The sequence below is a fragment of the Mesorhizobium sp. WSM3862 genome (genome assembly GCF_002294985.1).
GTDB lineage: Bacteria > Pseudomonadota > Alphaproteobacteria > Rhizobiales > Rhizobiaceae > Mesorhizobium.
The window spans coordinates 134,513-161,034 of sequence record NZ_NSGE01000001.1 but is presented as its reverse complement, the minus strand read 5'-3'; the positions used below and the strand labels follow the sequence as shown (position 1 = coordinate 161,034).

Below are 26,522 nucleotides of genomic sequence, written 5' to 3'. Positions count from 1 at the left end.
GAGCGCCCGGTCAGGCCTCCTTCAGGACATCGGCGATCTTGCGCATCTGCTCGCCGATCATGTCGCACTGCTCCGCTGTCGACTGGCTCATCGCCTTCTCGATGAGCGCCATATGTACTTTCAGCGCCCGCATCAGCAGGGCCTCGCCGGCTTCGGTGAGGTTCAACCGCAGCACGCGCTTATCCTTTTCGTCGCCTTCGCGCCGCAACAGGCCGCGGGCTTCCAGTTGCGGCAACAGCATCGTGATGTTTGAGCGGCCGACCAAGAGCTTGCGGGCAAGGTCGTGCTGCGACATCCCGGGATGACGGTAGAGGTTCATCAGCACGTCGAGCTGCGCCGGTTTGAGGTCGAGCGGCGCCAGCTTCACCGCCAGCGTGCGCTCCAGCACATGGCAGGCGCGCGCCACCGCAACCCAGTTGCGAAAGCGCGGATTGTCCCAGGGCAGCTCTTGCTTAATGTTCATGTTTGAACTATTATGTTCATGCTTGAACGAATGGTTGGACCGACACTATGGCATCATTTGGATTGAAGGTCATCCGAGGCGTCTTCGGCGCGGCCGAGCATGTCGCGCCGCGTCTCAGTGGCCGCGCCGCGTTCGAATTGTTCTGCCGCACGGCAAACGTCAAGGCTTTGAACGAGGGCGAGCGCCGCGCGGTCGAGCGCGCTGCGGGTTTCATGGCCGAGGCGCGCCATCACCGGCTGCAGACGAAGGCGGATTGCGTTGCTGTGCATGAGTTCCGGCCGGGGCCGGGCAGGGGCTCTCGCGGCACCGTGCTCGTCATCCATGGCTGGCGCTCGCGCACCGAATATATGCGAACTCTGATCGATGGGTTTCGCGACGCCGGCTACAAGGTGGTCTCGCTTGACCTGCCGGGCCACGGCCATTCGCTCGGGCGACATCTCAACATGGTGACCGCGGTCGACGCGGTGCGAGTTGCTGGCGAATGGTTCGGCCCGTTTGCCGCCGCCGTCGGCCATTCCTTCGGAGGCGCTGTCGCGGCCAATGCGGTTGCCGCTTCGGTGAAAGGCATGCCGCCGCTTGCGGCCGAGAAACTGGTTCTGATTGCGGCGCCGAGCTCGCTGCCGGCGATCTTCGACGATTTCAGCCACCGGCTCAATGTCGGGCCGCGCTCTCGGGTCGCCATGGCGGATCGGGTGAAGCATTTGTCGGGACGGCCGCTCAGCGATTTCACGGGCGACCGCCAGCTCGCCGACGCGCCGGTGCCGACGCTGATCATTCACGCGCCTGACGACCGCGAAGTCCATGCCGATCACGCAAAACGGTATGCGGAAGCCGGCGATCATGTGAGCTTGCATTGGGCCGAAGGGCTTGGCCACCGCCGCATCCTTGCCGACAAGGACGTGGTCGCGCGCGCCGTGGGCTTCGTCGCCGAGGAACGGCAACCGGCGCTGCATTGAAAATTAATGCGGGAGGGGCCTGCTGCCGTCTTCCGTCCGTAGTTGCGAATGGCTCAGTCGGTCTTCTTCTTCTGCCCTGGCTCGACAGGCAGGCCGGCAGCCTTCCAGGCTGTGTAGCCGCCAAGGATGTGTTTGACCGGCGCGAGACCCATGTCCTGCGCCGTCTTGGTCGCCAGCGCCGAACGCCAGCCGCCGGCGCAGAAGAAGACGAAGGTCTTGCCGGAGGCGAAGAACGGCTTGTGGTAAGGGCTTTCGGGGTCGATCCAGAATTCGAGCATACCGCGCGTTACATGCTTGGCGCCGGGAATTTTGCCGTCGCGCTCGACCTCGCGGGGGTCGCGCAGATCGACGAAGATGGTGCCGTCATCCTCCAGCAGCCCGGCCGCTTCCTCAGGCGAAACCACCTCGATCTCGGCATTCGCCTCGTCAAGAAGTTCGCGATATCCCTTCTTCACTGCGCATCCTCCAGGCCATGGCTCGCGCCCGCCGGAATTTCGATCACAAAGACCGCTGTTTGTCACGGGCCGATGTTTGTCAGGCGGGAAGGCCGGTCATGGTGGCCCAGGCCGCATGGCGCCAACGCCTGATTGTTACCGAGGCCTCTGAAACCGGGAGCCGCCCTGCCGCATTGTGTCTCACGCGGATGTGAAACTGTTCTGCAACACGGTCGCGAAAATTTATGGAAGCTTAACGGAATCAGTATGAATCGGTACAGTCGCGCATTACATCCGCCATGCGGAGGGCGGGACCGTCTAGCGGCGTGGAACGGGAAACCGGTTTCAACCGGTGCGGGTGAAGCATGAAAATCCTCGGGAACAAAATGGCCGTCATGCCGATCGCGATCGCGACGGCACTTGCCTTCGGCCAGCAGCCGGCGAGCGCGCAGGGGCTGTTCGACATGCTGTTCGGCGGCGGCATCCGGCACAATTCCCAAGGAGAATTTCCGCCGCCGCCGAAGCCGCGCAAGGTGCAGCCTGGCACAGGCGGTAGCGTCAGGATCAGCAGCCCAACCTACAATACCTACAGGGCCGACAAGCTTGTGCGCGTCGACTTCAAGTCGCTGCTGCCCGCTCCGCCGCCCGCGACCGCGCAAGACGCCGCCTTTGTGCCCTCCGTGACCGGAAGCGCGTTCCGCGACGCGATGGCAGGCCTGAGCGACTATGAACTCTTTGCCGAGCCCGATATCGCCAAGGCGCTCATCGCCTACTATTCGGCCAATCCGGATTTCATCTGGGTGACAGGGGATGCACCCAACAGCAGGGCGCAGGATGCCGTGCGGGTGCTTGGCGAAGCCGCGAGCTACGGCCTGACGCCTGCCGATTATTCCGTCGATGTTCCTGCGGCGGCCACGAATGCCGCCTTGCCCGAAGCGCGGGCCAAGGAACTGGTCCGCTTCGAGATGGCGCTATCGGCGCGCGTGCTGCGCTACGCCCATGACGCCCAGAGCGGCCGAGTCGATCCGAACCGCATGACCGGCTATTACGATTTTCCGGCCAAGCCGCTCGATCTCGAAGGCGTACTGAAGACGCTGGCGCACACGCAAGAGGTGCGCACCTATCTCGAATCGCGGCACCCGCAGAACCCTGAATATCAGGCGCTGCGCGTCGAGTTGGAGTCGCTCCAGGCAAGCGAGGAGAACGAGATCGTCGTCGATCCGAAGCTGCTCCTGAAGCCCGGTGAAAGCAGCCCGGAACTGCCCAAGCTTTTGACTTTGATCGCGCGCAACCTCGATGACGAGATGGGCGGTGACTTTGGCGAGACCCTCGCCCGGCTCGGCAAAAGCGACCTTTACGATCCTGACCTGGTGCCGGTGATCAAGGCGGTGCAGAAGCGGGCCGGCATGAAGGGCGACGGCGTCATCGGCCCGCGCACCGTCGCCTCGCTCGCCGGAACGTCCAAGGCCGACAAGGTCGAGAAGGTCATGGCGGCGCTTGAAGAGCTGCGCTGGCTCCCCTCCGATCTTGGCAGCCCGCGCGTCTTCATCAACCAGCCGGCCTTCACCGCAAGCTACATCGACAATGGCGAGGAGAAGCTGAAGACCCGCGTGGTCATCGGCAAGGTCACCAACCAGACCGCATTTTTCTACAACCAGATCAAGCAGGTCGACTTCCACCCCTATTGGGGCGTGCCGCAGTCGATCATCGTCAACGAGATGCTGCCGAGGCTGCGCAGCGATCCGGGCTATCTGGACCGCGCCGGCTATGAGGTGACGGATTCCAGCGGCAGGCGAGTTCCCTCCGCGGCGGTGGACTGGGGCGCCTACGGTGCCAAAATCCCGTTCAGCGTGCGCCAGCAGCCGAGCGAGGCCAATGCGCTTGGCGAGTTGAAGATCCTCTTCCCCAACAAGCACGCCATCTACATGCACGACACGCCGCAGAAGTCGTTCTTCGGGCGCGATATGCGCGCGCTGAGCCATGGCTGCATACGCCTGCAGGATCCGCGCGGCATGGCGGCCGCTGTGCTCGGCACCTCGGTCGACGACATCGCCGAGAAGCTGAAGCACGGTCATTCGACCGAGAATGTCACGCGCGTCATCCCGGTCTATGTCGCCTATTTCACTGCTTGGCCGGACATGTCCGGCAAGGTCGAATATTTCGACGACGTCTACGATCGCGATTCGAAGCTGATGCAGGCGCTGGATGCGACCGAAGCGGTGCGCGCACCGTCAACCTAAGCGCTCGATGAGCGGGCGCCTGAAACCGGCGTCGCGTCCGGCAATGAGCCAATAAACGAAACCGGCCACCAGCCCGGCCGCGACGATGATGCCAAGGTCGGCCCAGCGTTCCGGATCGTGCGGCGCGTCCGGCGAGAGCAGCATGAAACCGGCAGCCGCAACCACGCCGCCGAACAGCATATGCAGCCAGAAGCTCCGCAACGAGAAGACCTCGGCAATAAGCGCAAAGATCAGAGTCGGCATGCCGGTCGCCACGATCGTCAGGAAATAGACGAACATGCCAAGCGGCGGCACGACCAGCACGGCGACGGGCGTGAACTGCATCAGCTCGAAATAGCTTGGGGCGTTGGGCAGCGAGCTCAGCGCTGCATAGATCGCGACCAACGCGACCAATCCGACGAGCACCGCGATCAGATAGCCGGCGAGCACCATCAGGATGCGCTTTAGAACGTAGCCAACCATTGCCAATGCACCCCCGTGCCCGCAATCATGGCGCGCAGTCAGCCATCAAACGTGCATCGACGCAAGTCTCGGATAGGGAGGCGCCGGCCCAGCTGCGGGCGGCCGTATCAGGCGTTACTTCGGTTCGCCGGTGACCGGATCGTAGGTGATTTCGACCTTGGCCTTGTCGGTCGTGTAATAGGTGACGGTATAGCCGTCGCTGCTCCAGCCGACCTCCTTGATATATTGGAAGTCGCTCCGCTTCTCGACCTTGGTCAGGATTTCCGAGAGCTTCTTGGCATTTTGCGGCGGCAGCGCTTGCGCTTCGGCCGCGAAAGCCGACCCGCCGACAAGGAAAAACGCGATACCGCTTGCCAAAAGAACAGCGCGCATGACTGCCCCTCAATCTCTCGTGGTGGCATGAACGCGCTGACAACTCGAATCCTGGCCTGTTGGTTCCGCCACCGGCGTGCAACGCCTTGCTCCACAGTTGGTTCGTCACGGCCGGCGCGACCTCTATTCGCGAAAGCTTAAATAAGTAAAACGGCGTGAATCCAGTAAGTAAGGAGGTTTCTGCAACATCGGACTTCAGATAACGAACGACTAACCATGCCTTGCGCCGAAACCGCCTTCCATTAGCTGTTCGTGGTAGAGCTTTTGGCCAGACCCTGTTAGAGTCCCGGACCAACAGGGTGGCAACGGCGCGCCGAGCCTGCCGGGGATCTTCCATCGGCAAACGGCGAAGTGTTTTTGGGAGCGGAAGTCGCCTGTTCTGGACCGAAAACAGGGACCGGGGGCTCAACCATGGCTGAACGGAACTATACCCGTCAGCTTGCGACAATCATTTCTATCGACGCCGTTGGTTTTTCGCGGCTGATGGGCATCGACGACGAGCGCGCCGTCGCGGCCTTCGAGGAAAGGCGCGATATCATCACCGACAGCTGCGGCGCCTTTGGCGGCCGCACGTTTGGCGTTGCCGGCGACAGCATCATGGCCGAATTCGGCAATCCAATCGAAGCCTTGCGCGCGGCGTTCGATTTCCAGGACCGGATCATGGCGCTCAATGCCTCGGCCGCGGATGAGATGCGCATGCCGTTCCGGGCCGGGATCAACACCGGAGACGTCATCGTCCGCGAGGGCCGCCTCTATGGCGACGACGTCAACATTGCCGCGCGCCTCCAGGAATTCGCTCCGCATGACGGTCTAGCTATCTCAGAGACGACCTGGCACCACGTAAAGGACAAGACGGCGGCGGTTTTCACCGATCTTGGCGAGTTCATGCTCAAGAACATCGCCCTGCCTGTACGTGTGCTGATCGCCGGACGCGGCGGCAACGGCGCGGCGATGGCTGCGCCCCTGGCCGCCATCCCTACCGCTCCCGTCCATGACAGACTCGCATCGAAGGGCCCGCCGGCAATCGCGGTGCTGCCGTTTCACGGCAGCAACGGAGGCGAGCCTGACGTCGGCTACATGGCCGACGGCATTGCGGAAGACATCATCTACGGCCTGTCCAACACCCGCTGGCTCTCGGTGATCGCGAAGGGCTCCAGCTTCCAGTTTCGCGACGACCAGCTCGGAACCAGACTCATCGGCAATGCGCTTGGCGCGCGCTACATCGTCGGCGGCACGCTGGCGCGCCACAGCGGGCAGATACGCCTCAACGCCTCGCTGACCGACACGTCGAACGGGCGCCTGGTCTGGTCGCAGCGCTTCGACCGTGACCTCATCGACATCTTCAGCCTGCGCGACCAGATCGGCAGCGAGATCGTTTCGATCCTCGACAAGGAGGTCGACCGAGCCGAGCAGGTGCGCACCTTCCAGGTGCCGTGGGAAAGCCTCGAGACCTGGCAGCTGGTGCGGCGGGGCCGCTGGCACATGAACAGGCGCACGCGCAAAGACACCGAGATCGCGCTCGAATTCTTCGAGAAGGCTTACCAGGAAGATCCGAATTCCAGCGCCGTGCTGAACGAGCTGGCATGGTGGTATTTCTGGCGGGCATGGCTGCGCTTCGGCGACAGCGACGACCTGGCCAAGGTCGAAGAATTTGCGCGCAAGTCGCTGTTGATGGACAGCCTCGACGCGCGGCCGCACGCCTATCTCGGGGCGGCCGACATCATGCGCGGCCAGCCGGCATCGGCGGCGGAGCATCTGGCCGAGGCGATCCACATCAATCCGAGCTTTGCCTTCGCCCGCTCGGCAATGGGCAGCGCGCGGCTGCTGCTTGGCGATGCCGCCGGCGCGATCCCGTTCTTCCTGGATACCGAGCGGCTGAGCCCGTTCGACCTCTACCGCTTTCACAATCTGGGCGAGCTGGCTGCCGCATACTGTTTGGTCGAGGACTGGCCGGCGGCAATTGCGGTTGCCGATCGCTCGCTCAACCTTTCGCCGGGCTATTTCTACGCCAGGTTCCTCAAAATCGGCGCCTTGATGCGGAGCGGCCGTCTTGAGGAGGCCGAACGCGAACGCGCCATTCTGGCAACCAGGCATCCCGATTTTTCCGAGCAGCGGATTCGCTGGATACCGTTCGTCGATCCTGCGAAGAACAACTTCCTGATCGCCAATTTCGGCCAGACCAAGTCCATCGCATGATTGCTGGAACCGAACACCGATGATTGTGAAAAAAATCACATACGCCGGACCGAACCAAACCTAGGCCAGACAATAGCCGGCATCGCAGTGACGTGGACAGCCGGGGGGCTCGAACGCGCATGATCAAGTTGAAGTATTTCGCTGCTGTCCGCGCTGCCCAGAAGAGCCAGCGCCCTGTCGCCGAAATGCCGCCCTTCGATATCGACCGGCTCCGCGCCAAGGGGCTTGCGTCCCGTATCGCCGGCTTCCTTTTCAACGACCCGCGCTGGCTGCTGGCGCTGCTGCGCCGCTTCTGGCCGAACCTGGCCTTCGGCAATTTCCTGCTTGTCACCAAAGGCGTCGATGTGCGCGACATTTTGGAGCGCGGCGACGAGTTCGAGACACCGTACGGGCCGGAAATGGCAGAACTGGCCAGGGGATCGAACTTCATCCTCGGCATGCAGGACGGGGCCGCCTACCGGCAAATGAAATCGGCCGTGCTGAGCGCCTTTCCGCCGGCGGAAGTCGAAGCCGCCGTCAGGCCGATCGCCGAGCGTCATTCGCGCGACATCATGACCCGGGCCAGCCCCGACTTCGACGCCGTCGGCGGGCTGATGAAGATCGTTCCGGTACGCATCTGTCGCGACTATTTCGGCCTCGAGATCGACGATGAAACCGAATTCGCCGACTGGTCGATCGCGCTCAGCGCGCTGTTCTTTTCCGATCCGACAGCGAGCCCAACGACACGTCAGCTCGCGATCGTCGGCGGCGATCGTCTGATCAAGGTCATCGACCGCTCGATTGCCGCGGTCAGGGACAGAGGAGGGAAGGACGAACGGCCGCTGGCGCGCCTTGTCGCGCTCATGGATCAAGGGCGCCTATCGCAGCCCGACATCCATTCGATCATGCTCGGCATGATTGCCGGCTTCGTTCCGACCAATGTGCTTGCCGGCGGCAACTGCCTGGACGTCATCCTGTCGCGGTCAGACGCAAGGCAGGCTGTCGACGCAGCCATTGCAGCGGGCGATACCGGCAAACTCGATAGGGCAATCCTGGAAGCCATGCGCTTCAAGCCGATCTGGGTCGGCCCGTGGCGCTACACCGCCCGTGACGCGGTCATCGGCCAAGGCACGCGGCGAGAGCGCCTTGTGAAGGCCGGAACGGTCGTCATGCCGGCGACGCTTTCCGCCATGTTCGATCCGGAAATCGTGCAAAGGCCAAACGAATTCGACACCTCGCGGCCTTATCGCGATTACATGGTGTTCGGCCACGGCATTCATCTGTGCATCGGGGCCGAGATCGCCCGCATTCAGATCGGCGAATGCGTTCGCGCCCTGTTCAGCAAGCCCAAGCTCCGCCGCGCGCGCGGCAGAGCCGGCAAGATGGTCAATGTCGGCGCCTATCCGGCCAGCCTCAAGGTCGATTTCGAGCGCTCGCCGCTTTGCCGCACGGTCGACCAGTCGATGGTCACCGTGGTTTGCCCGATCAGGCGTGCGGTGCCGCTGGATGCCGTGCGCGACAAGGTCGGCGCACTTGGCAACCCGGCGATCGACGAGGTGGGCGATGCGCTCGACAATGTCGGCACGGTCCACTTCGCCAGCCTGGCTGTCGCCGCCACCGGCAGGGACGAGAAATCGGACCTCGAAACCGGCGCGCTCGTACTCGAAATCTCCGGCGACGGCAGCACCGACGATGTCATCGGTGCCATCACGCAGGCCATAGGCCACCGGCTGCGGCCGATCTTCAGGGCCGTATGCGGTCTGCCCGACGACGCTTCGCTGCAGGACTTCCTGAAGAAGCATCACATCGAGATCTCGCCGTCCTTCGGCAGCACGGCAGGGCTGGTTTTTTCCGGAACGCCTGGCCATTCGGTGCGCCGCATCCTGGCCGAGGCAGAGCTCGCCGACAGCGTGCGCGAGATCGTCGAAAAGCCGCGCGCGGGTACTGGCAACGCCCTTGCTGTGCTCACCGAGGCGCGCCGGCATGCCCAGTCGCTAGGACAGTTCGGCTGGGCCTTTGAGCCGGCTGAGAGCCTGCTGGAGCGGCCTCCGTGCCGCTGGTGGCGGGCCCTGACGACGACGCTGCTTGCGCCGGCTGTGCTCGCCACCGTCGCGATCGTCATCCTTGCGTGCTGGCGCATGACCTATGTGCTCGTGTTCGGCAATCCGCACGGTGTCACCTTCACCAACGTCGCAATTGCCGGCACCGCGCTTCTGCTGGCGGTGCTGGGGCTGCTCGCGATAGCCCTGCTGTTCATCGGCTTGTGCTTCCTCAGCCTGCGGCGCCTCGAGGACAAGGACCGGCCGCAGAACACGCCGATCGATCTCGGCGCGCTGGACAGAATCCTCGCCAATGAGGACCACTGCGCGCAAAACCATCTCACCGCGATATCGACGATGAAGGCCGGCACCTTGCGGCGACTGGCGCTGAGGCTTTCCTTCTACCTAATCTCGATATCGGCGCAGAAAGTGTTCAAGCCGGGGTTCCTCGCCACCATAAACACCATTCACTTCGCCCGCTGGGTGCTGCTGCCGGGCACCGACAAGCTGATGTTCTTCTCCAACTATGGCGGCAGCTGGGAAAGCTATCTCGAGGACTTCATCGCCAAGGCCTCAGAGGGCCTGACCGGCGTATGGAGCAACACGGAAGGCTACCCGCGCACGCGTTGGCTCTTCCTCGACGGCGCGCGCGACGGGGACCGCTTCAAGCGCTGGGCGCGGCGTCAGCAGGTGCCGACGCTGTTCTGGTACTCTGCCTATCCGCATCTCAACACCGCGCGCATCCGTATCAACTCGAAGATCCGGCGCGGCATTGCTTCCGCCACCGGCAGCGAGGCCCGCAACTGGGTGAGCCTGTTCGGCTCGCTGCAGCGGCCGCAGGCAAGGCCGGCTGCAACCGTCGGCCGTGAACCGGCGCCTTCGCCCGTGGAAGAACTGGAAGCCGGCGAGATCCAATCCATTTTCTTCGGCCCGTTCGGCGCGCTTGGCCACGCGCATATGCTGGCGATCCGGGTGCCGGAAGAACTGCCGGCCATGCAACGCAGAGCGTGGCTGGACTTCGTCATCGACAAGACCAGTTTCGGCGACGGCGTGCCGGCCGGACGCGCCATGACGGTGGCCTTCGGTCCCGACGGTTTGCGCCGTCTTGGGCTGAAGGGCGGCGTCGACGACGATCCGCTGGACACATTCCCAGCTGCCTTTCGGCACGGCATGGGCAATCCAGAGCGCAGCCGCATCCTCGACCACACCGGCCCGGACGCGCCTGACAAATGGCAGTGGGGTTCGGCCGAGGCGCCGGTCGACGCAGTCGTCATCTGCTACGCCGCGGAGCCGGCGGTACTGAAGGGGGAGGTTGCGGCCGCGAAGCGAAAGACGACAGGCGCGGGGATGAAGATCGCTGCTGAATTGCCGCTTGTCGTGAACCGCGAGCCAAAGAAGGACGGTGGGAAAACGCATGCCGGCAACGACGGCAAGCCGGAGCGCGCCCGCGCCTATGAGCATTTCGGCTTTGCCGACGGCGTCTCGCAGCCGATCGTCAGGGGTACGTCGCGCGCCGACAAGGGTGCCGCGCCGATGCACCTGGTCGCGCCGGGCGAGTTCCTGTTCGGCTATCGCGACGAGCATGGGTTCTATCCAGCCTCGCCCTCCGTGCGGGCGGCGCAGGATCGGACCGGCATCCTGTCCCAAGTGCGGCGCAACCGGCAGATCCCCGGTCAGCCTCCGCCGCCACGCGATTTCGGCCGCAACGGCTCGTTCCTGGTCGTTCGCCAGTTCGAGCAGCATGTCGAGTTGTTCGATGACTACTGCAAGCACGCCGCCGCGCGGGCTGCGCGCGAGACCGGCGACAACGCGATCACGCCGCGCTGGGTCGCGGCCAAGATGCTCGGCCGCTGGCAGGACGGCAGTTCGCTGGTGCGCAACCCCGATGGCCGTCCGGGTCGTGGCGTCGACAACGACTTCGCGCTCGGCGCCGAGGACCCGCAGGGGCATCGCTGTCCGATCGGCTCCCATATACGCCGTTCCAATCCGCGCGACTCGCTTGGCGAGGATCGCGAGACGCAGATCAGGATCGGCAAGCGCCACCGCATCCTGCGCGTCGGCCGCACCTATGAGAAGAAGGACCGCAGCGGGAAGGTCGAGAAGGGGCTTCTCTTCATGTGCCTCAACGCCGACATCGAACGCCAATACGAGTTCATTCAGCAGACCTGGGTCTCGTCGAGCTCGTTCCAAGGCCTTGTCGGCGAAAAGGATCCGACGATCGGCGCGCGCGACGGCGGCGGCCGATTCTCGATTCCGTCCTGGGAAAAGGTGACGGTGCTCAGGGACATGCCGCAATTCGTCACCACGAAAGGCGGCGGCTACTTCTTCATGCCGAGCCGGTCCGCGCTGCGCTACCTGATTTCGCGGCTCTGATTCGGGTCACAATCGTTCAGTCGTCGTCCTGCGAATCGGCGATGTGGTTCAGCGCGGCGGCATTGGTGATGCGCAGCCCGCCGCGTTTGATGTCGATCATGTGCCGGTTGCGCCAGTCGTTGAGCGTCTTGTTGACCGACTCGCGCGTCGCGCCGAGGAATTCGCCGAGTTCCGATTGCGAAATCGGGATCCAGCCGGCGGGGTCGGCCATGACGCCGCTGAGGAACACCAGCCGTTTCGCCAGCCGGGCCTCGATGCCGAAGAAGGCCTGGTCGCCGAGCTCGCCGCTGACCCAGCGCAGCCGTGTGCACAGCAGCTCGATCATGGCGCGCGCCAGCGGTGGATTTTTTTCAATGCGATCAAAGAGTTGCGTGCGACTGAGGGAAACCAGCTCGCATGCGGTGAGGCAGATGGCGGTTGCCGTGCGCGGGCGTCCGTCGAGCGCGCCGATCTCGCCGATCAGGCTGCGCGACAGCTCGATATTGGCCACCAGCTTCTGCCCGCCCGGTGAATAGAGCGAAATCTCGACCGTGCCGCTCATCACGCCGTAGATGCGGTCGGATGCGTCCTCCTGGACGAACAGGTGCTGACCGGCGGCATAACGTTCGACCTTGCAGCCGCCGAACAGCAAATCGAACTGGCGCGGATCGATCCGCGCCAGACGCGGCAGGGTGCTCCTGTCGTCTGCGCTGGCTCTGGACATGATGCGGTTCCGCCTCTCGTTGAGCGGAAATTGTATGACAAGTGCATGCTCGATCAAGGCCTGTCTCCTTTCGTGCGATTGCGGCAACACGCGACGGCCTTTGTAGATCGGGCGCCAGACGTGCGCTGCCGGCATCAAACTGGCCGGCAACTGTCCCTTGCATCGGGAACCGGAGCGCGCTGGCGGACGCGAACCGAACTACGAAACGCCGTTCGCGCGCGTGGCGGGAGGCGACCGACGCGCGCGAACAGCAAATCTGAAAATGGCTAGGTGATCGAAACTCCCTGCCGAGCTTTCAGGCCCGGAGGCCGTTGAAGCCCATGCATTGAAGCAGAAGCCAGTACCACCGGTGCAATATCTGTGCGCGATGCCTCCGCGGCGTATGTGAAGGCGATCACAGAAGCGTCGCCATTGTCCAGCAGCGGCTTGCCGCCGCCCTGCATGGACCAGGCCGACGACCCCGATCGAACTCAGCGCCTTCGAATGCAATGTCGGCAAGAAGGGCAGCGGCCCGGCTGTCGACACCGCCCGCAGCAGGCACCACACTGCGGCAGTGCTTCAAAAGGCAATTGCGGAAAATCGAAAACCGATCTATGGAGCACGCGGCTGATTGAGGGCGGCTATCCATCCTATTTGCATAGGTTCGCTGCCCCATGCCCGATAACTTCTCGCGTGTAATCGCATTTCTTGCCGTGGTTATGGCCCTGCTGTTTGCCGGGCTGCATTTCCATCAGGGCAACATCATAGCCACGCTCTACTTCATGACCGGCGCCATTCTGGTGACGGGAGTAACGCATTTGAATGTGCGCCGAGGCCTGATCTAAGCGGCCTCCCGGACGCGAGCTGCCCCACTGCACGAAATTGAAGAGGTTCATCGCGGCCGGATCATCCAACTTTCGGGAAGTTGGATGGTGGGCGATGCAGGGATTGAACCTGCGACCCCACCCGTGTGAAGGGTGTGCTCTCCCGCTGAGCTAATCGCCCGCTCGTTGCCCGAAGGCCGAAGCGAGCCGCGATATAAGGGAGGCGGGTGCGCGAAGTCAAGGCAATGTGCCGACGTTATCCTGCGGACCGATTTCGGGTTCCTGCCGGCTCGATCTGGGCAGGCGCTCAGCGCGCCGCCGCGATCAGACGCTGGGCCAATTCCGGCGTCAGCGTGTCGAAATGCGAGATCACCAGCGTCGGTTCGAACTCGCGCACATGACGATCCGTATAGCCGAAATCGACCGCCACCACCGGAATACCGGCCGCCTTGGCGGTGTCGATGTCGGTCTGCGAATCGCCGACCATCAGGGCGTTGTGCGGATCGCCGCCAGCCAGTTTGATGGTTTCGGTCAGATGGCGCGGGTCGGGTTTGCGGAAGGCAAAAGTGTCCTGGCCGCAGATCGCGGCAAAGTATTTGTCGAGACCGAGCGCGCCGATCAGCGTCGCCGAATTCGCTTCATACTTGTTGGTGCAAACCGCCATCAGATAACCGGCGGCCTGGAAGTGGTCGAGAGCCGCGACCACGCCGGGATAGGGGCGGGACTTGCCTGGAATGTTGATCGTGTAGTGGTCGAGGAAAAGCTTCAGCAGCCGGTCGTGCTCTTCCGCCATCAGCGCCTTGTTTTGCGCCGCATGCGCGCGTTCGATCATCACGCGGCCGCCATGGCCGACGTAGCGCTTGAAGCCGGCTTGGTCGACCGCGGCAAGCTCCGCGGCCGCCAGGCTGTGGTTGAGGCTGTCGAGCAGATCCGGCGCAGTGTCGATGAGCGTCCCGTCGAGGTCGAACACGATGATCGGTCGGGTCATGGCCAGTCCTGAATAATTGAGGTTCCGCAGCCGATACAAGCTGGGCGGTGGTCAAGCAAGCCGCCTCCATCGGTCCACAGGCAGAGCCTTTGACGGGACAGGCAAAAATGCTAGGAGGCGCGCCAAACCATGGAAATCGGGGACAGGAGCGGCATGGACGCAAGGCAGTTGAAGGTCGAGGCCGCGCGTGCGGCGCTCGCCCATGTCAGCAGCGGCATGCGGCTCGGCATCGGCACGGGCACGACCGCCGACGAGTTCGTCCGGCTGCTCGCCGAAAAGGTCGCGACCGGCCTCAGCGTCATCGGCGTGCCCACATCCGAGCGCACCGCGGCACTCTGCCGCGAGCTTGGCGTGCCGCTGTCGACGCTCGAGGAAACGCCGGAGCTCGACCTCACCATCGACGGCGCCGACGAGATCGATCCCGCGCTGACGTTGATCAAGGGTGGGGGCGGGGCGCTGCTGCGCGAGAAGATCGTCGCGGCGGCGTCGCAGCGCATGATCGTGATTGCCGACCAGTCCAAGATGGTCGAGACGCTCGGCCGTTTCCCCCTGCCGATCGAGGTCAACAAGTTCGGCCTGCGCGCCACCGAGATCGCGGTCGGCGCGGCGGCGGCAAGGCTCGGCCTTGCCGGCCCGGTGACATTGAGGATGACGGGGGAGCAGCCATTTGTTACAGACGGCGGCCACTTTATCCTCGATGCATCTTTTGGCCGCATTCCGGATACAAGAGCGCTTTCGAATGCTCTCTTCGCCATTCCAGGCGTCGTCGAGCACGGTCTATTCATCGGGCTGGCGTCAACCGCCGTCATCGCCGGCGGCGACGGCATCCAAACCGTCCATGCCGCCCGAAAACCAGGGAGTTCTATCGACCATGATGTTGCATAAACGGGTTCGCCGCCTTTCGACCATTCTGGCGGCCTCAGCGGTGCTTGCGCTGTCCTCGCCGGCGTTTTCGCAGGATATCAGCGAATCGCATCTGAAGGCCGCACGGGCCGCAGTTGCGGCTATCCACGCTACCGACCCGTTCGACAATATCCTGCCGCAGGCGGCGGCAGCGCTTGAGAACCAGCTGATCCAGAAGAATCCCGACATGCAGGAACTGATCGGCAAGACGGTCACCGAAAAGGCGATGGGCTTGGCGGCGCGCCGCGCCGACCTGGAGAAGGAAGCGGCGCTCGCCTACGCCAAGGTGTTTTCCGAAAAGGACCTCAACGATATCGCCACTTTCTACAGCTCGGAAGCCGGCAAGAAGCTGCTCGACAGCGGCCCGGCGGTCACGCGCGACCTGGTGAAGGCGGCCGACATTTGGCAGAACGGTGTCGCCCGCGACCTGGCCCAGCAGGTCGGCGAAACGCTCGCCGCCGCCGCAAAGGCCGCGGCTCCGGCCAAGCCTGCGAAGGATGCGGCCGCTCCTGCCGACGGGTCCGCTCCTGCCGATAATTCGGCGCCTGCAGACGACCAGGCTCCTGCCGACAACTCGGCTCCTGCCGACAATTCGCAGAACTGATCCGTTTCAAGCGGCCGATGGCCGACTGGACCAGAAGAGCCCGGGTTTCCGGGCTTTTCTTTTGCCTGCTGTCCGCCTACCTGTGACACACTTCCATTGCGCAGGAGTCCTTTCGATGGCCGGTTACGACTATGATCTCTTCGTCATCGGCGGCGGCTCCGGCGGGGTGAGGGCGGCCCGTGTGGCTGCCTCGCTCGGCAAGCGCGTCGCCATTGCCGAGGAGTATCGCTATGGCGGTACTTGCGTCATCCGCGGCTGCGTGCCGAAGAAACTCTATGTCTATGCCTCGCAATTCCCCGAACATTTCGCTGATGCCGCCGGCTATGGCTGGATGGTGCCCGAGGCAAGCTTCGACTGGCCGACGCTGGTCGCCAACAAGGACAAGGAGATCGCCAGGCTGGAGGCGATCTACAAGAGGAATGTCGAAGGTGCGGGCGGCGAGGCCTTCCATTCGCGCGCCGTGCTGGTCGATCCGCATTCCGTCTATCTCACTGCCGAAGACCGCACCGTCAGCGCCGACCAGATCCTGATCGCCACGGGCGGCCGTCCGGCTCCGCACCCGGCGCTTTCCGGCCACGAATACTGCATCTTCTCCAACGAGGCCTTCGATCTCAAGGAATTGCCGAAGGCGATCATGATCGAGGGCGGCGGCTATATCGCCGTCGAATTTGCCAACATCTTTCATGGACTGGGCGTCGACACCACGCTGGTCTACCGTGGCCAAGAAATTCTTTCGCGCTTCGATATGGACCTTCGCCGCTCGCTGCACGAGACAATGGAGAAGAAGGGGATCAGGATCCTCTGCCGTTCGATCTCGGAATGGGTGCGCAAGACCGCTGAGGGCAGACTGGACGTGCTGCTCTCCAGTGGCCAGACGCTGACCGTCGACCAGGTCATGCTGGCGATCGGCCGCATCCCGAACACGGAGAATATGGGACTCGAAGGCATCGGCGTGGAGCTCGGCAAGACCGGCGCGATCATCGTCGATGAATTTTCCCGCACCAGCATCGACAATATCTGGGCGATCGGCGACGTCACCCACCGCGTGCAACTGACGCCGGTGGCCATCCACGAAGCGATGTGTTTCATCGAGACAGCCTTCAAAGGCAATCCGACAGCGCCAGACCATGATACCATTCCGACGGCCGTGTTTTCGCAGCCCGAGATCGGCACCGTTGGCCTATCCGAGGACGAGGCGGTCAAGCGCTTCCCCGACATCGAGATCTATCGCGCGTCTTTCCGTCCCATGCGGCACACGCTGTCGGGCCGTGACGAAAAGATGCTGATGAAGTTGGTGGTCGACGGCGCGTCGCGGAAAGTGCTCGGTGCCCATATCCTGGGACCTGACGCCGGCGAGATGGCGCAGCTGCTCGGCATTCCGCTGAAGGCGGGGCTGACCAAGGACGATTTCGACCGCACCATGGCCGTCCACCCGACAGCGGCGGAGGAGCTGGTCACCATGTACAAGCCGACCTATCGCGTGAAGAACGGCGAGCGCGTTTGAAGCCAGTCGGGAAGGCGCCGCCGGCCATGCCGGCGGCGCGAAGCTTCTTGGCTAGAGGAGCGTGCCGCGCAGGATCACCAGAGCCACCGAGAAATAGATCACCAGCCCGGTGACGTCGACGAGCGTGGCGACGAACGGCGCCGAGGCACTTGCCGGATCGAAGCCGATGCGCTTCAGCGCGAAAGGCAGCATCGAACCCGACAGCGAGCCGAAGGTGACGATGCCGACCAGCGCCGCACCCACCGTTGCCGCGATCAGCATCCAATGCGGGCCATAGTCGTAGAAGCCGAAATACTGCCAGAGCGCGATGCGGCAGATGCCGACTATGCCGAGGATCGAGCCGAGCACCAAACCGGTCGGCAGCTCGCGCAAGGCGACACGCCACCAGTCGCGAAGGCCGATCTCGCGCAGCGCCAGCGCGCGGATGACGAGCGAGGTCGCCTGCGAGCCGGAGTTGCCGCCCGAGCTCATGATCAGCGGGATGAAGAGGGTGAGCACGATCGCCTTCTCCAACTCGCCCTCGTAGCTCTGCATGGCGTTCGCCGTGAGCATCTCGCTGAGGAACAGCGCGCAGAGCCAGCCGGCCCGCTTCTGGATCATGGCGAGGAAGCCCATCTTCATATAGGGCTCGTCCAGCGCCTCCATGCCGCCGAAACGATGAACGTCTTCGGTCGTTTCCTCGACCATGGTGTCGATGATGTCGTCGATGGTGACGATGCCGAGGATCTTGCCGTGATCCACAACCGGCAGGGCGAGCAGATCGTATTTGGAGATCGTCTGCGCCAGCGTTTCGCGATCGGTCAGCGGCGTGACCGTGACCGGCATGCGATCCGGCGCCACCGACAGGATCGAGTCCTGAGGCTCGCCGGTGATCAGCCGGCGCAAGCCCGTCGCCCGCAGCAGGAGCTGCGTGTCCTTGTCGGTGATGTAGATCGCATAGACGGTCTCGCGCGTGCGCTCGACTTTGCGGATGTAGTCGAGCGTGCGGCCGACGGTCCAGTCCGAAGGCACGCTGACGAACTCGGTCGTCATGATCGAGGCGGCGCTGCCCTCGGGATAACCGAGAATCGAAAGCAGTGTCGCGCGCAGCGGTGGGGCAAGCGCGCCAAGCAGTTCTGAGCGCGCAGGCTCATCGAGCTCGCGCAGGATGTCGGCTGCGCGGTCGACCGACATGGCGGTGAGCAGCTTGCCTGCTTTCGCGCGCGGCAGCGCTGCGGCGAGTTGCGGCGCGCTTTCGAGCTCCGGCTGGTCGAAGATTTCGACCAGCCGCTCGAACGGCACCGCGCAGAGCAGCTCGATGGCGGTCTCGCGAGGTTCGCGGTTGAGGGCTTCGACGACGTCAGCGACGTGGTCGTTGGCAAGAACACGGGCGACGGCGACCGCTTCGTCGTCCAATACGGATGCGAATTCATTCATGGCTCACTCCTTGCCGTCCGGCAGGACGTGAGCCGTCAGGTCACGTCAAGGCGGACGGCGGTTGCGTTCGACTGTGACTGTCGCCAGGCATGGCGGGTTTGACCTTTCTGCTCGCGGGGTAGCGCATGACCCCCGAAAATCGGCTTCGATTTTCGGAAAGGCGCATGCGCAATTCTAAAATTCTACAGCGACCGCGTCCGAAGGACGCGTGCCGCAGGTTGGAAATCTGCGAGCGGGCGCAACATAGGAGCGCGTTTTGCCGAGTCAATCGCGACGAGCGCTGAAAATGAGCGAAGCATTGCCGGATCGCGAGACTGTGATCGACAGTGGCCGTTGCCGAGGCGACGGACCAGGGCTTGGGCTGATTGCTATTTCTGCTTGAGCCGCCGGAAGCGCAACCATTTGTCCTCGGCCGGCCGGGGCTGCGCGAGGATCGTCGTGAGCTCGCGCGGCAGAGCGGGAGCGAGCGGCTTCTTGGTCGCGACGCCATCGGAGATCGCCACGACGCTATGATAGAATTCCTCTCCGGAGAGCGACCGCGGCGGAACGGCCTCGTGCATCACGCTGATGACGGTTACATCGGGGCAATTGACCTTGATCGCTTCGTGGAAGGCGATCTTGCCTTCGGGGTCGAGCGCGCCGGTCGCTTCGTCGAGGAAGAGCAGTCCCGGCTGCTGCAGGATGATGCGGGCTACCACCAGCTTCTGCTTCTGCCCGCCTGACAGGACCTGATCCCAGAGCTTGCCTTCGCGGCTCTCATCGGCCAGGTGCCCGATGAATTCGCCGAGGCCGGCCTTGTGCAGGGCGGCCGCTACCAGCACGTCGGTGTGATCGTTTTCCGAACCCGGCAGACAGACGAGCTGCTTCAGCGAGACCTGCTGCAGCTTGACCTCCTGGGCGGCATAGAAGCTCGTCACCCCTTCCGGGAACACGATGGTGCCGCGGCCATAGGGCCACAGACCATTGATTGCCTTGATCAGCGAGGTCTTGCCGCAGCCGGACTCACCCTTGAGGAATGTCCACTCGCCGCGGCGGAAGCGCAGGTTGGCGGCGCTCAGGAAGGGCGTTGCGTCCTCGCCCTGATGCGCGAGCTCCAGCTTCTGGATGGTCAGGCCGAAGACGGGATTTTGCGTGGCATAGCTGAAGTCGGAGCGGCCGGTCTGGCGGTAGAACTCCTGCGGCTGCTGGACGTTCTCGATGGCGCTGGCGAGCTCGGTCACACGCTGGCTGTTGGCCCTAAGCGTGGCGATCGCGGGCATGACATGGATGAACCACGAACACTGGCTGATCAGCTGCGCGACCATTTCGGAGCCGGTTATGTAGCCCTTGAGATCGAAGCCGTTGTGAATGAAGGGCACGAGACCGGGTCCGTAGGAAACGATGCGGGCGCCGATGAAATTGTAGATCAGCTCGAACGACATGTAGCTGGTGTTGACGACGTTCAGCCGCCCCCAGGTCTTGTCGATGTCGACATAGAGCTTGTCGTGCATCGTTTTCTGCACATCCTCGCCGTGAGAGGCGGCGACGTGGAAGCTGCGGCGCAGGAAGGTCGTCAATTCGCTGCGATAACTGCCCTCGGCCTGTTGCATGCGGATGTTGAGACGTTCGAGCAGGCCGCCGAGCTTCACCGCAATCCAGGTGTTGAGCGGCACGTAGGTCGCGACCGCCAGAAAGGCCAGCACGGCACTGCCGTAGCTGCCGAGGAACTCCAGCCCTTTGACCTCCACCGAGGCCCCGATCAAATTCTCGCCGACGAAATAAAGCGAGGTCGCCACGCCCAGCACGCCCATGGCAAGGCCGATGGCGCCGCCCGTCATGTCCTTGATCGATTCCTGGATGCGCTGGTCGATGTTGTCGGGAGCGACGATACCGCCGGCAACCGAGCCATGCTGGGCATGGAAATGGGTATGGTTGCCGTCGAGCAGCGCTCGGTTGAATTGGCTGTTCAGCCAGCCCCGCCATTTGCGATGCAAGGTTGCGGAAACGAGATTTCGCACTCCGGTGAAGCCGGCGTCCTTGAGCACGACCAACAGCACCAATATGCCGGCATTGGTAAGAAGCGTCTGGAGCGGATTGATATTGGCGGCGTCGTGGAAGAAGGCGATCGAATTCACCAGCTCGCCCGATGCCATGGCAAACCACACGCCAGCCTTGCTGGAGAGCGCTGTCAGCAGCGCGATGACGAGGGTGAGGGTCCAGGCTTCCTTCCACCGGTCGGAGAACCAGTAGGCTCGCATCAGCCCCCAGAATGTGCGCATCGACGATACCGGCGTCAGGGGCGAGGGCCTTGCCGCCTCGCTGGAGGTTTGCTCCGGTACTGTACGTCGCGGTCTACCGACCCGAATCACGATCCCGCCCGAACCTTTCCTGTTTTGTTACACATGGTAACACCAATTGATCATTTTCCATTAATTTTCTTCCTCCGAATGGGAACAGGGTTACCGGCCGTGGCATGAAGGCAACAGAAAAGCTTTGCCGGCTGATATCCATCGGCGGGGAATTCGTGTTTTGTTTCAGCCGCTTGGGAACAGAGTTTCGGCTGGAAAGGACTTTCCCCAGGGGAAGCCGAAAACACGGTTTTGTGAAGGGATATTCAGCCCGATGCTCGGTTGGTCCACGGGTTGAAGGGCTCGAAAGTGGCCGTCAGGAGACCTCGGGCTACCTCGAATCAACGCCGTAGACCGCGGGGAACTCTCTCAGCAGACTTCCGCGTCCGCTAGGCGGAGGGGTGATGCGAACTTGGTTTAGCCCGCCGTTTCGAGCTCACCGCGCGCCTTGGCCGCAGCGACCTGGCGGATAGCATCGGCCAGCGTGTCGGCGTCCTGCGCGCCCATAACGGCATATTTGGCTTCGAGCAGGAAACAGGGCACGCCGGTGATACCCATGCGCGAGGCGGTGGCGATTTCGTTGCGCACCGCCTCGACATCGGCATCCGTGGGCAGCAGCGTCTCGACCACGGAACCGTCCATGCCGGCTTCGCGGGCGGCGTCGGTTAGGACGGCATGGTCGCCGAGATTGGCGCCTTCCTCGAAATTCAGCTGGAAGAGGCGTCGCACCAGCCGGTTCTGCACGTCCTCGCCGGCAGGCCCCGCCCAACGGATAACGCGGTGGGCGTCCAGCGTGTTGGGAGCGACCTTGATGGCGCCGAAGGCGAAATGGATGCCTTCCGCCTCGCCGAGCGGCTCAATGCGCGCATGGATCTGCTGGATGCGTTCCTCGCTGCCGAATTTGCCCAGCATGTATTCGCGGCGATCCATGCCGCCTTGCGGAATGGTCGGATCGAGCTGGAACGGCCGCCAGCGCACGTGCACGTCGATATCGCCGGCAGCGGCGATCGCCCTGTCCAGCCGCTTCTGGCCGATGAAGCACCAGGGACAGACGACATCCGACACCACATCGATGGTGATCGAGTTCTCCGCGCTCATGCTCGTCTCCTTGCTTGGTCGGTGTCAGGCGGGGGATCGCGTCAGTTGGGCTTTCGCCACCATGTCGGCAGCTGATAGCCGAATATGGGCGTCTTTTGCGGATGTTCCAGGTAGCTCCAGTAAGCCAGCCACTGCTGCGTGTTGTATTGCATGGGCACCATGTAGTTGCCCGATATCAGCAACCGATCGAGAACGCGCACCGCGGCGACATAGTCTTCCTTCGTGCGGGCATTGAGCATCGCGTTGATCGCCGCGTCGACCGCGGGATCGGCGACGCCGGCCAGGTTGAATGAACCCTCCTGCTTGGCGGCGACGGATCCCCAGCGCCCCACCTGCTCGCTGCCGGGCGAGAGCGAATTGTTGAAACCGCTTGTGCCGATCAGCACCTCGAAGTCGAAGCGCTGTTTGCGCGACTGGATTTGATCGCCGTCGAGGCCGCGGATGGTTACATCGATGCCGATCTTCTCCAGCGTGCGCTGATAGAGAGCCGCAAGCCGCTCCTCGTCCTGCGATGACGTCATGATCTCGAAGCCAAAGGGATTGCCTTCAGGGTCGAGCATCCGGCCGTCCTCTACGTGATAGCCAGCGCTTTTCAGGAGCTCGAAAGCCGCTCGCAGCACCCTGCGGTCCTGGCCGGAGCCGTCGGTGACCGGCGGCCGCCAGGTTCCGTCCATCACCTCGGCAGGGACGCGGCCGGGGTAGGGGGCAAGCAGCGCCTTCTCCCGCTCGTCGGCGGGATGGCCGAGCGCGGACAATTCCGAGTTCTGCCAGAAGCTCATGGTTCGATTGAACTTGCCGGCGAACAGGTTTTTGTTTGCCCATTCGAAGTCGTAGAGCATGCCGAGGGCACGCCGCACGACCGGATTGGAAAACTTCGGCAGCCTGGTGTTGAACAGGAAGCCCGTCACCACGGGCGGAATACCGGTGTCGAAATATTCCTGCTTCACATCACCCTTGCGAAAGGCCGGGAAGTCGATATCGCGGTCGCGCTTGACCGGATCGGTCTCGTCGTCGAGGGCACAGATGCCTTTCTTGAACGCTTCCGTCTTGGCGTTGGCGTTGAGGAAATACTCGATGGTGATCTGGTCGAAATTGTCGAAGCCGCGCTTCGATGGGATGTCCTTGCCCCAATAATCGGGATTGCGCTTGAACACGATGCGCTGCCCAGGCTGCACCTTGTCCACGGTATAGGGGCCGCTGCCGATCAGCGGCTTCAGCGTGGTCTTGTCGAAAGTCTCCTTGTCGAAGGCGTGCTTGGGGATGATCGGCGTCAGCGCGACGATCAGCGGAAATTCGCGATTGGCCTTTTCGTTGAAGGTGAACTTCACGCTGTGGTCGCCGGTCTTCTCCAGCCTGGCAATCATGCTCATGCGATCGCTGTAAGGCGGGCGGGCCTTGTCCTTGAAGACATCGTAGGTGAACAGCACGTCCTCCGGCGTCACAGGCTGGCCGTCCGACCATTTGGCCTTGGGATTGAGGTGGAACTCGATGCTCTTGCGACCCGGGTCCATGTCGGCGCTGTCGGCGAGCAGGCCGTAGAGGCTGAAGGGCTCGTTGTAGTTGCGCTGCATCAACGGCTCGAAGACCAGGTTGCCGTAGACCGTGTCGATCATGCCGCGCGCGGTGGTGCGCAGGCTCTTCAGGATGAAGGGGTTGAGATTGTCGAAACTGCCGACGACGCAATAGGTGACGCTGCCGCCCTTCGGCGCATCGGGATTGACGTAGTCGAAATGCGTATAGTCCGCAGGCAGCGCCGGCTCGCCCTGCATGGCGATGCCGTGCTTCGGTTCCGACAAAGCCGGAAGCAGCGAGAGGGCCAGAAACGAGGTCGCGGCGATCAGCCGAACGAGAACGCGGTCCATGACCGTCTCCTTGCCGGGCAGCTTGGTGATTCGACATGCACCCTAGAGCATTTCGCTCCCCGATTGAATCGGCGCACGCCGGTCGCTTGGTTCAGTCGGCGCATCGCCGATGGAGGTTCGTCCAGGGCAGGAGAAGCGGCAAGAAAACGCGGAAACCGGGCTGGATTCGGCGTCGCTGGCAGTGTAACACGCGCTCCGAAGTCATGCTGTTGCCTCATTTGGGCAACAGGTAGCGGGACCACACGGCAGGAAGAAGCCGGTCCCCTGGATCATTTGAGAGGAAAGTGCACCATATGACGAGCAACGCGTATCGCCTTTCGGTGCTGGCCGCAGGCGTGGTCGGCGTTCTGGGCGCCGGGCTTTTCACCGCTTCCGCCCAGCAGCCGCCGCAGATTCCGCAGGGCTGGTTCAAGGCCTGCACCAAGCAGGAAGACGTCGATATCTGCAACGTGCAGAACATCGTCACCGCCGGCAATGGCCAGCTCGTCACCGGCGTCAGCCTGATCGAGCTCAAGGGCAAAGTGAACCGTAAGGTGTTCCAGGTGACGGTGCCGACCGGCCGTCTCGTTCCTCCGGGCATCGGCCTGCAGATCGATTCCGGCAAGGCGCAGAAGCTCGACTATGTGATCTGCTTCCCGGATCGCTGCGTGGCCGAAGTGCCGCTGACCGACCAGCTTGTCGCGTCTTTCAAGAAGGGCCAGCAGATCACGCTCACCTCGGTCAATTTCCAGAACCAGCCGAACCCGATAAAGGTTGCGCTGACGGGCTTCAGCGGCGCCTATGACGGCCCGCCGCTGCAGCAGTCGGACATCGAGGACCGCCAAAAGAAGCTGCAGGACTTCGTCGCCAAGAACAACCAGGACTTCGCCAAGAAGCTTAAGGAAGAGCAGGACAAGGCGAAGACCGCCAACTGATTGTTGGAGCGTTTCTCCAGCATGCAAAAAGCGGGGCAGGCGCCCCGCTTTTTTGTTGTCGCTTGTCCAGCCGTCAGTGTTTCGAGTGACCTTTCGGCTCGTAGCGCCCGTCGGGCAGCTTGTCGAACATCTCGCCGATCTGCGGGTGCCGCACCGGCTCGCCCGACCGATCCTCGAGCAGGTTCTGCTCCGATACATAAGCGATGTACTCTGTCTCGGAGTTCTCGGCGAGAAGGTGATAGAAAGGCTGGTCCTTGCTTGGACGCATGTCCGCCGGGATCGCTTCATACCATTCTTCGGTGTTGGCGAATTGCGGATCGACGTCGAAGATCACGCCACGGAACGGAAACAGCCGGTGGCGAACAACTTGTCCGATCGCGAATTTGGCCGTCTTCATCGCACTCACCACTTCGGTCCCGAGGCGCCGCAGCGGCTTGCGCGCACAGGGCGCCTAAGGTCTTGAATCTACACGTCACGCGCTCAAAAATCGACCCCGACTTTCGGCTTGGTACGATTTGGCGCAGACGTTGCTCCAATGCAATGCTTTACCGACGCCCTGGCCCACCAAGCTACCTATCAGCGGGCGCAATCCTCGGCCGAAAGCGGTAGTTTGCAAATGTGCCTCAGCGCGCGGCCTGTTTCCTGAAGCCGCCGGCGAGCGCCCGAAAACCGCTTCCCGGCCGCAGGCCTTCGCGCATGAAGAAGGCGCGCAGCGGCGCGAAGCTGCCCAGTACGTTGAGGCCGGCGCTGCGCGCAAGCTGCGCCGGGAGCATGTCGGACAGCAGTGACATATTGAGCAAGTTCACCGCACTGCTGCGCGCCAGGATGTCCGGACGGCGCCGCGTGTCGTAGGCGGCAAGGCTCAGCCTCGACCCGGGATCGTCGCGATTTTCGCTGGCGATTCCAATTAGATCGTCGATATCCCTGATGCCGAGATTGAGGCCTTGTGCCCCGATCGGCGGGAAGACATGAGCAGCCTCGCCGACAAGCGCCACACGGTTTTGCGCGAACCGACCGGGCGAGGCCGCCGAAAGCGGGTAGACTTGGCGGCCGGGCTCGACCGAGACCCGGCCGAGCATGGACTGCATTTGCTCTTCGACCCGAACAGACAGCGTGGCATCGTCGAGCGCGGCCAGTTCCTGTGCCGTTTCCGGCTTCACCACCCAGACGAGACTGGAGCGCTTGCCCGGCAGCGGCACCTGCGTGAACGGCCCGGTCTCGGTATGGAATTCGGTCGAGATGAAGCCATGCTCGCTGCGATGGCTGAAATTGAGAACGAGCGCCGACTGAGGATAGGGTCGGGCGGAGGCTTTGATACCGGCGGCCTCGCGCGCCGGCGACAGGCGCCCGTCGGCGGCAACCGCCAGCGATGCCGAGACCTCACTGCCATCGGCGAGGCTCGCATGCGCGTGGTCGGCGTCGAGCCGCCAGGCATCGACCATCGACTTTCGCCACTCGATGCCGGGATTTGCGGCGACCTTCTTGGCAAGCACCGGGATCAGGATTTTGTTCGGCAGGTTGAGCCCGAACTGCTCCTCGCCGATTTCGCTGGCGCGGAAGGTGACGGTCGGGCTGCGGATCAGCCGGCGTGTTGCGTCGACGATGCGCATCATTTTCAGCGGCGCCGCCTGCGGTCTGAGTTCGGCCAGCACGCCCAGGCGGTCGAGCACCTTGAGAGCAGGGTTCATAAGGGCGGTGGTGCGGCCATCGCCGCCGGCGGCCTCGGGGCCAGCCAACGTCACGGCAAAGCCTGCCTCGGCAAAGCCGAGTGCCGCGATCAGGCCGGCCGGGCCGCTGCCGGCGATCAATATTCGGGCTTTGTCACTCTGCTCCACGCCAGGCTTCCATGTTGATGGCGGCCCGTCGGCCTGCATGCGGTATAGGGC

21 protein-coding genes and 1 tRNA gene are annotated in these 26,522 nt (G+C 63.3%); 9 read left to right on the top strand and 13 right to left on the bottom strand.

The window, feature by feature from the left end; genetic code table 11:
• Positions 1–10: 10 nt before the first annotated feature.
• On the bottom strand, positions 11–463 hold the full coding sequence (locus tag CK224_RS00785) for a MarR family transcriptional regulator (protein ID WP_095777691.1): 453 nt from the start codon (positions 461–463) through the stop codon (positions 11–13).
• A 47-nt stretch (positions 464–510) separates the two neighbouring features.
• Here CK224_RS00785 and CK224_RS00780 point away from each other — a divergent pair, with 47 nt between their 5' ends.
• Positions 511–1,419 carry an alpha/beta hydrolase gene (locus CK224_RS00780; protein WP_095780499.1) on the top strand — a complete coding sequence of 303 codons (909 nt, stop codon included), beginning with the start codon at positions 511–513 and terminating at the stop codon, positions 1,417–1,419.
• Between the two features lie 53 nt (positions 1,420–1,472).
• Here CK224_RS00780 and CK224_RS00775 read toward each other — a convergent pair whose 3' ends face one another.
• Complete coding sequence (locus CK224_RS00775) at positions 1,473–1,874, bottom strand: rhodanese-like domain-containing protein (RefSeq protein WP_095780498.1); 402 nt, start codon at positions 1,872–1,874, stop codon at positions 1,473–1,475.
• Between the two features lie 344 nt (positions 1,875–2,218).
• Here CK224_RS00775 and CK224_RS00770 point away from each other — a divergent pair, with 344 nt between their 5' ends.
• Positions 2,219–4,093, top strand: coding sequence for a murein L,D-transpeptidase (locus tag CK224_RS00770; RefSeq protein WP_095780497.1), 1,875 nt, complete (start codon positions 2,219–2,221; stop codon positions 4,091–4,093).
• Here CK224_RS00770 and CK224_RS00765 read toward each other — a convergent pair.
• Both CK224_RS00765 and CK224_RS00760 read right to left on the bottom strand, forming a co-directional pair.
• Positions 4,085–4,555, bottom strand: coding sequence for a hypothetical protein (locus CK224_RS00765; protein WP_095780496.1), 471 nt, complete (start codon positions 4,553–4,555; stop codon positions 4,085–4,087). The two genes, CK224_RS00770 and CK224_RS00765, sit on opposite strands and share 9 nt — an antisense overlap.
• A gap of 114 nt (positions 4,556–4,669) precedes the next feature.
• On the bottom strand, positions 4,670–4,927 hold the full coding sequence (locus tag CK224_RS00760) for a PepSY domain-containing protein (protein ID WP_095780495.1): 258 nt from the start codon (positions 4,925–4,927) through the stop codon (positions 4,670–4,672).
• Positions 4,928–5,338: 411 nt separating this feature from the next.
• On the opposite strand from CK224_RS00760, the gene CK224_RS00755 reads away from it, so the two are divergent.
• Positions 5,339–7,123 carry an adenylate/guanylate cyclase domain-containing protein gene (locus tag CK224_RS00755; RefSeq protein WP_095780494.1) on the top strand — a complete coding sequence of 595 codons (1,785 nt, stop codon included), beginning with the start codon at positions 5,339–5,341 and terminating at the stop codon, positions 7,121–7,123.
• Between the two features lie 119 nt (positions 7,124–7,242).
• On the top strand, positions 7,243–11,514 hold the full coding sequence (locus CK224_RS00750; protein ID WP_095780493.1) for a cytochrome P450: 4,272 nt from the start codon (positions 7,243–7,245) through the stop codon (positions 11,512–11,514).
• Positions 11,515–11,530: 16 nt separating this feature from the next.
• Here CK224_RS00750 and CK224_RS00745 read toward each other — a convergent pair whose 3' ends face one another.
• Positions 11,531–12,217, bottom strand: coding sequence for a Crp/Fnr family transcriptional regulator (locus CK224_RS00745; RefSeq protein ID WP_095780879.1), 687 nt, complete (start codon positions 12,215–12,217; stop codon positions 11,531–11,533).
• Between the two features lie 653 nt (positions 12,218–12,870).
• On the opposite strand from CK224_RS00745, the gene CK224_RS31125 reads away from it, so the two are divergent.
• Positions 12,871–13,041, top strand: a complete 171-nt coding sequence (locus CK224_RS31125; protein ID WP_164746760.1) for a hypothetical protein — start codon at positions 12,871–12,873, stop codon at positions 13,039–13,041.
• 85 nt (positions 13,042–13,126) lie between these two features.
• Here CK224_RS31125 and CK224_RS00740 read toward each other — a convergent pair.
• A tRNA-Val gene (locus tag CK224_RS00740) sits at positions 13,127–13,201 on the bottom strand.
• A gap of 126 nt (positions 13,202–13,327) precedes the next feature.
• Positions 13,328–14,008 carry a phosphoglycolate phosphatase gene (locus CK224_RS00735; protein WP_066989841.1) on the bottom strand — a complete coding sequence of 227 codons (681 nt, stop codon included), beginning with the start codon at positions 14,006–14,008 and terminating at the stop codon, positions 13,328–13,330.
• A gap of 153 nt (positions 14,009–14,161) precedes the next feature.
• Between CK224_RS00735 and rpiA the strand changes: the two genes are divergently transcribed.
• From rpiA to gor, 3 genes are all read left to right on the top strand, one after another.
• A complete protein-coding gene (gene rpiA / locus CK224_RS00730) occupies positions 14,162–14,893 on the top strand; it encodes a ribose-5-phosphate isomerase RpiA (RefSeq protein ID WP_095780878.1) in 732 nt (243 codons plus the stop codon).
• A complete protein-coding gene (locus tag CK224_RS00725; protein WP_095777683.1) occupies positions 14,880–15,515 on the top strand; it encodes a DUF2059 domain-containing protein in 636 nt (211 codons plus the stop codon). Before rpiA ends, CK224_RS00725 begins: the two co-directional genes overlap by 14 nt.
• Before the next feature lie 115 nt (positions 15,516–15,630).
• Positions 15,631–17,019: a glutathione-disulfide reductase gene (gene gor / locus CK224_RS00720; protein ID WP_095780492.1), complete on the top strand. Its 1,389-nt coding sequence runs from the start codon at positions 15,631–15,633 to the stop codon at positions 17,017–17,019.
• Between the two features lie 51 nt (positions 17,020–17,070).
• Here the strand turns inward: gor and mgtE are convergent, their stop codons facing one another.
• The 4 genes from mgtE to CK224_RS00700 all read right to left on the bottom strand — a co-directional run bounded on the left by mgtE (position 17,071) and on the right by CK224_RS00700 (position 23,722).
• Positions 17,071–18,435 (bottom strand): magnesium transporter, encoded by a 1,365-nt coding sequence (gene mgtE / locus CK224_RS00715; RefSeq protein WP_095780491.1) that lies wholly within the window; start codon positions 18,433–18,435, stop codon positions 17,071–17,073.
• A 368-nt stretch (positions 18,436–18,803) separates the two neighbouring features.
• Positions 18,804–20,693 (bottom strand): ABC transporter ATP-binding protein/permease, encoded by a 1,890-nt coding sequence (locus tag CK224_RS00710; protein ID WP_066989828.1) that lies wholly within the window; start codon positions 20,691–20,693, stop codon positions 18,804–18,806.
• A gap of 486 nt (positions 20,694–21,179) precedes the next feature.
• Positions 21,180–21,860 (bottom strand): DsbA family protein, encoded by a 681-nt coding sequence (locus CK224_RS00705; RefSeq protein WP_066989826.1) that lies wholly within the window; start codon positions 21,858–21,860, stop codon positions 21,180–21,182.
• A gap of 41 nt (positions 21,861–21,901) precedes the next feature.
• Positions 21,902–23,722: an extracellular solute-binding protein gene (locus tag CK224_RS00700; protein WP_095780490.1), complete on the bottom strand. Its 1,821-nt coding sequence runs from the start codon at positions 23,720–23,722 to the stop codon at positions 21,902–21,904.
• A gap of 284 nt (positions 23,723–24,006) precedes the next feature.
• Here CK224_RS00700 and CK224_RS00695 point away from each other — a divergent pair, with 284 nt between their 5' ends.
• On the top strand, positions 24,007–24,636 hold the full coding sequence (locus tag CK224_RS00695; protein ID WP_095777677.1) for an invasion associated locus B family protein: 630 nt from the start codon (positions 24,007–24,009) through the stop codon (positions 24,634–24,636).
• 73 nt (positions 24,637–24,709) lie between these two features.
• Here the strand turns inward: CK224_RS00695 and hspQ are convergent, their stop codons facing one another.
• Together hspQ and CK224_RS00685 are read right to left on the bottom strand one after the other, a co-directional pair.
• Positions 24,710–25,033: a heat shock protein HspQ gene (gene hspQ / locus CK224_RS00690; protein WP_066989816.1), complete on the bottom strand. Its 324-nt coding sequence runs from the start codon at positions 25,031–25,033 to the stop codon at positions 24,710–24,712.
• A gap of 226 nt (positions 25,034–25,259) precedes the next feature.
• Positions 25,260–26,471: a UbiH/UbiF family hydroxylase gene (locus CK224_RS00685; protein WP_066989936.1), complete on the bottom strand. Its 1,212-nt coding sequence runs from the start codon at positions 26,469–26,471 to the stop codon at positions 25,260–25,262.
• Positions 26,472–26,522: the final 51 nt, after the last annotated feature.

Bases quoted from the DNA above. Each gene is read 5' to 3' on its own strand.
- CK224_RS00785 (WP_095777691.1), bottom strand. From the start codon at position 463: ATGAACATTAAGCAAGAGCTGCCCTGGGACAATCCGCGCTTTCGCAAC.
- CK224_RS00780 (WP_095780499.1), top strand. From the start codon at position 511: ATGGCATCATTTGGATTGAAGGTCATCCGAGGCGTCTTCGGCGCGGCC.
- CK224_RS00770 (WP_095780497.1), top strand. From the start codon at position 2,219: ATGAAAATCCTCGGGAACAAAATGGCCGTCATGCCGATCGCGATCGCG.
- CK224_RS00765 (WP_095780496.1), bottom strand. From the start codon at position 4,555: ATGGTTGGCTACGTTCTAAAGCGCATCCTGATGGTGCTCGCCGGCTAT.
- CK224_RS00760 (WP_095780495.1), bottom strand. From the start codon at position 4,927: ATGCGCGCTGTTCTTTTGGCAAGCGGTATCGCGTTTTTCCTTGTCGGC.
- CK224_RS00755 (WP_095780494.1), top strand. From the start codon at position 5,339: ATGGCTGAACGGAACTATACCCGTCAGCTTGCGACAATCATTTCTATC.
- CK224_RS00750 (WP_095780493.1), top strand. From the start codon at position 7,243: ATGATCAAGTTGAAGTATTTCGCTGCTGTCCGCGCTGCCCAGAAGAGC.
- CK224_RS00745 (WP_095780879.1), bottom strand. From the start codon at position 12,217: ATGTCCAGAGCCAGCGCAGACGACAGGAGCACCCTGCCGCGTCTGGCG.
- CK224_RS31125 (WP_164746760.1), top strand. From the start codon at position 12,871: ATGCCCGATAACTTCTCGCGTGTAATCGCATTTCTTGCCGTGGTTATG.
- CK224_RS00735 (WP_066989841.1), bottom strand. From the start codon at position 14,008: ATGACCCGACCGATCATCGTGTTCGACCTCGACGGGACGCTCATCGAC.
- rpiA (WP_095780878.1), top strand. From the start codon at position 14,162: ATGGACGCAAGGCAGTTGAAGGTCGAGGCCGCGCGTGCGGCGCTCGCC.
- CK224_RS00725 (WP_095777683.1), top strand. From the start codon at position 14,880: ATGATGTTGCATAAACGGGTTCGCCGCCTTTCGACCATTCTGGCGGCC.
- gor (WP_095780492.1), top strand. From the start codon at position 15,631: ATGGCCGGTTACGACTATGATCTCTTCGTCATCGGCGGCGGCTCCGGC.
- mgtE (WP_095780491.1), bottom strand. From the start codon at position 18,435: ATGAATGAATTCGCATCCGTATTGGACGACGAAGCGGTCGCCGTCGCC.
- CK224_RS00710 (WP_066989828.1), bottom strand. From the start codon at position 20,693: ATGCGCACATTCTGGGGGCTGATGCGAGCCTACTGGTTCTCCGACCGG.
- CK224_RS00705 (WP_066989826.1), bottom strand. From the start codon at position 21,860: ATGAGCGCGGAGAACTCGATCACCATCGATGTGGTGTCGGATGTCGTC.
- CK224_RS00700 (WP_095780490.1), bottom strand. From the start codon at position 23,722: ATGGACCGCGTTCTCGTTCGGCTGATCGCCGCGACCTCGTTTCTGGCC.
- hspQ (WP_066989816.1), bottom strand. From the start codon at position 25,033: ATGAAGACGGCCAAATTCGCGATCGGACAAGTTGTTCGCCACCGGCTG.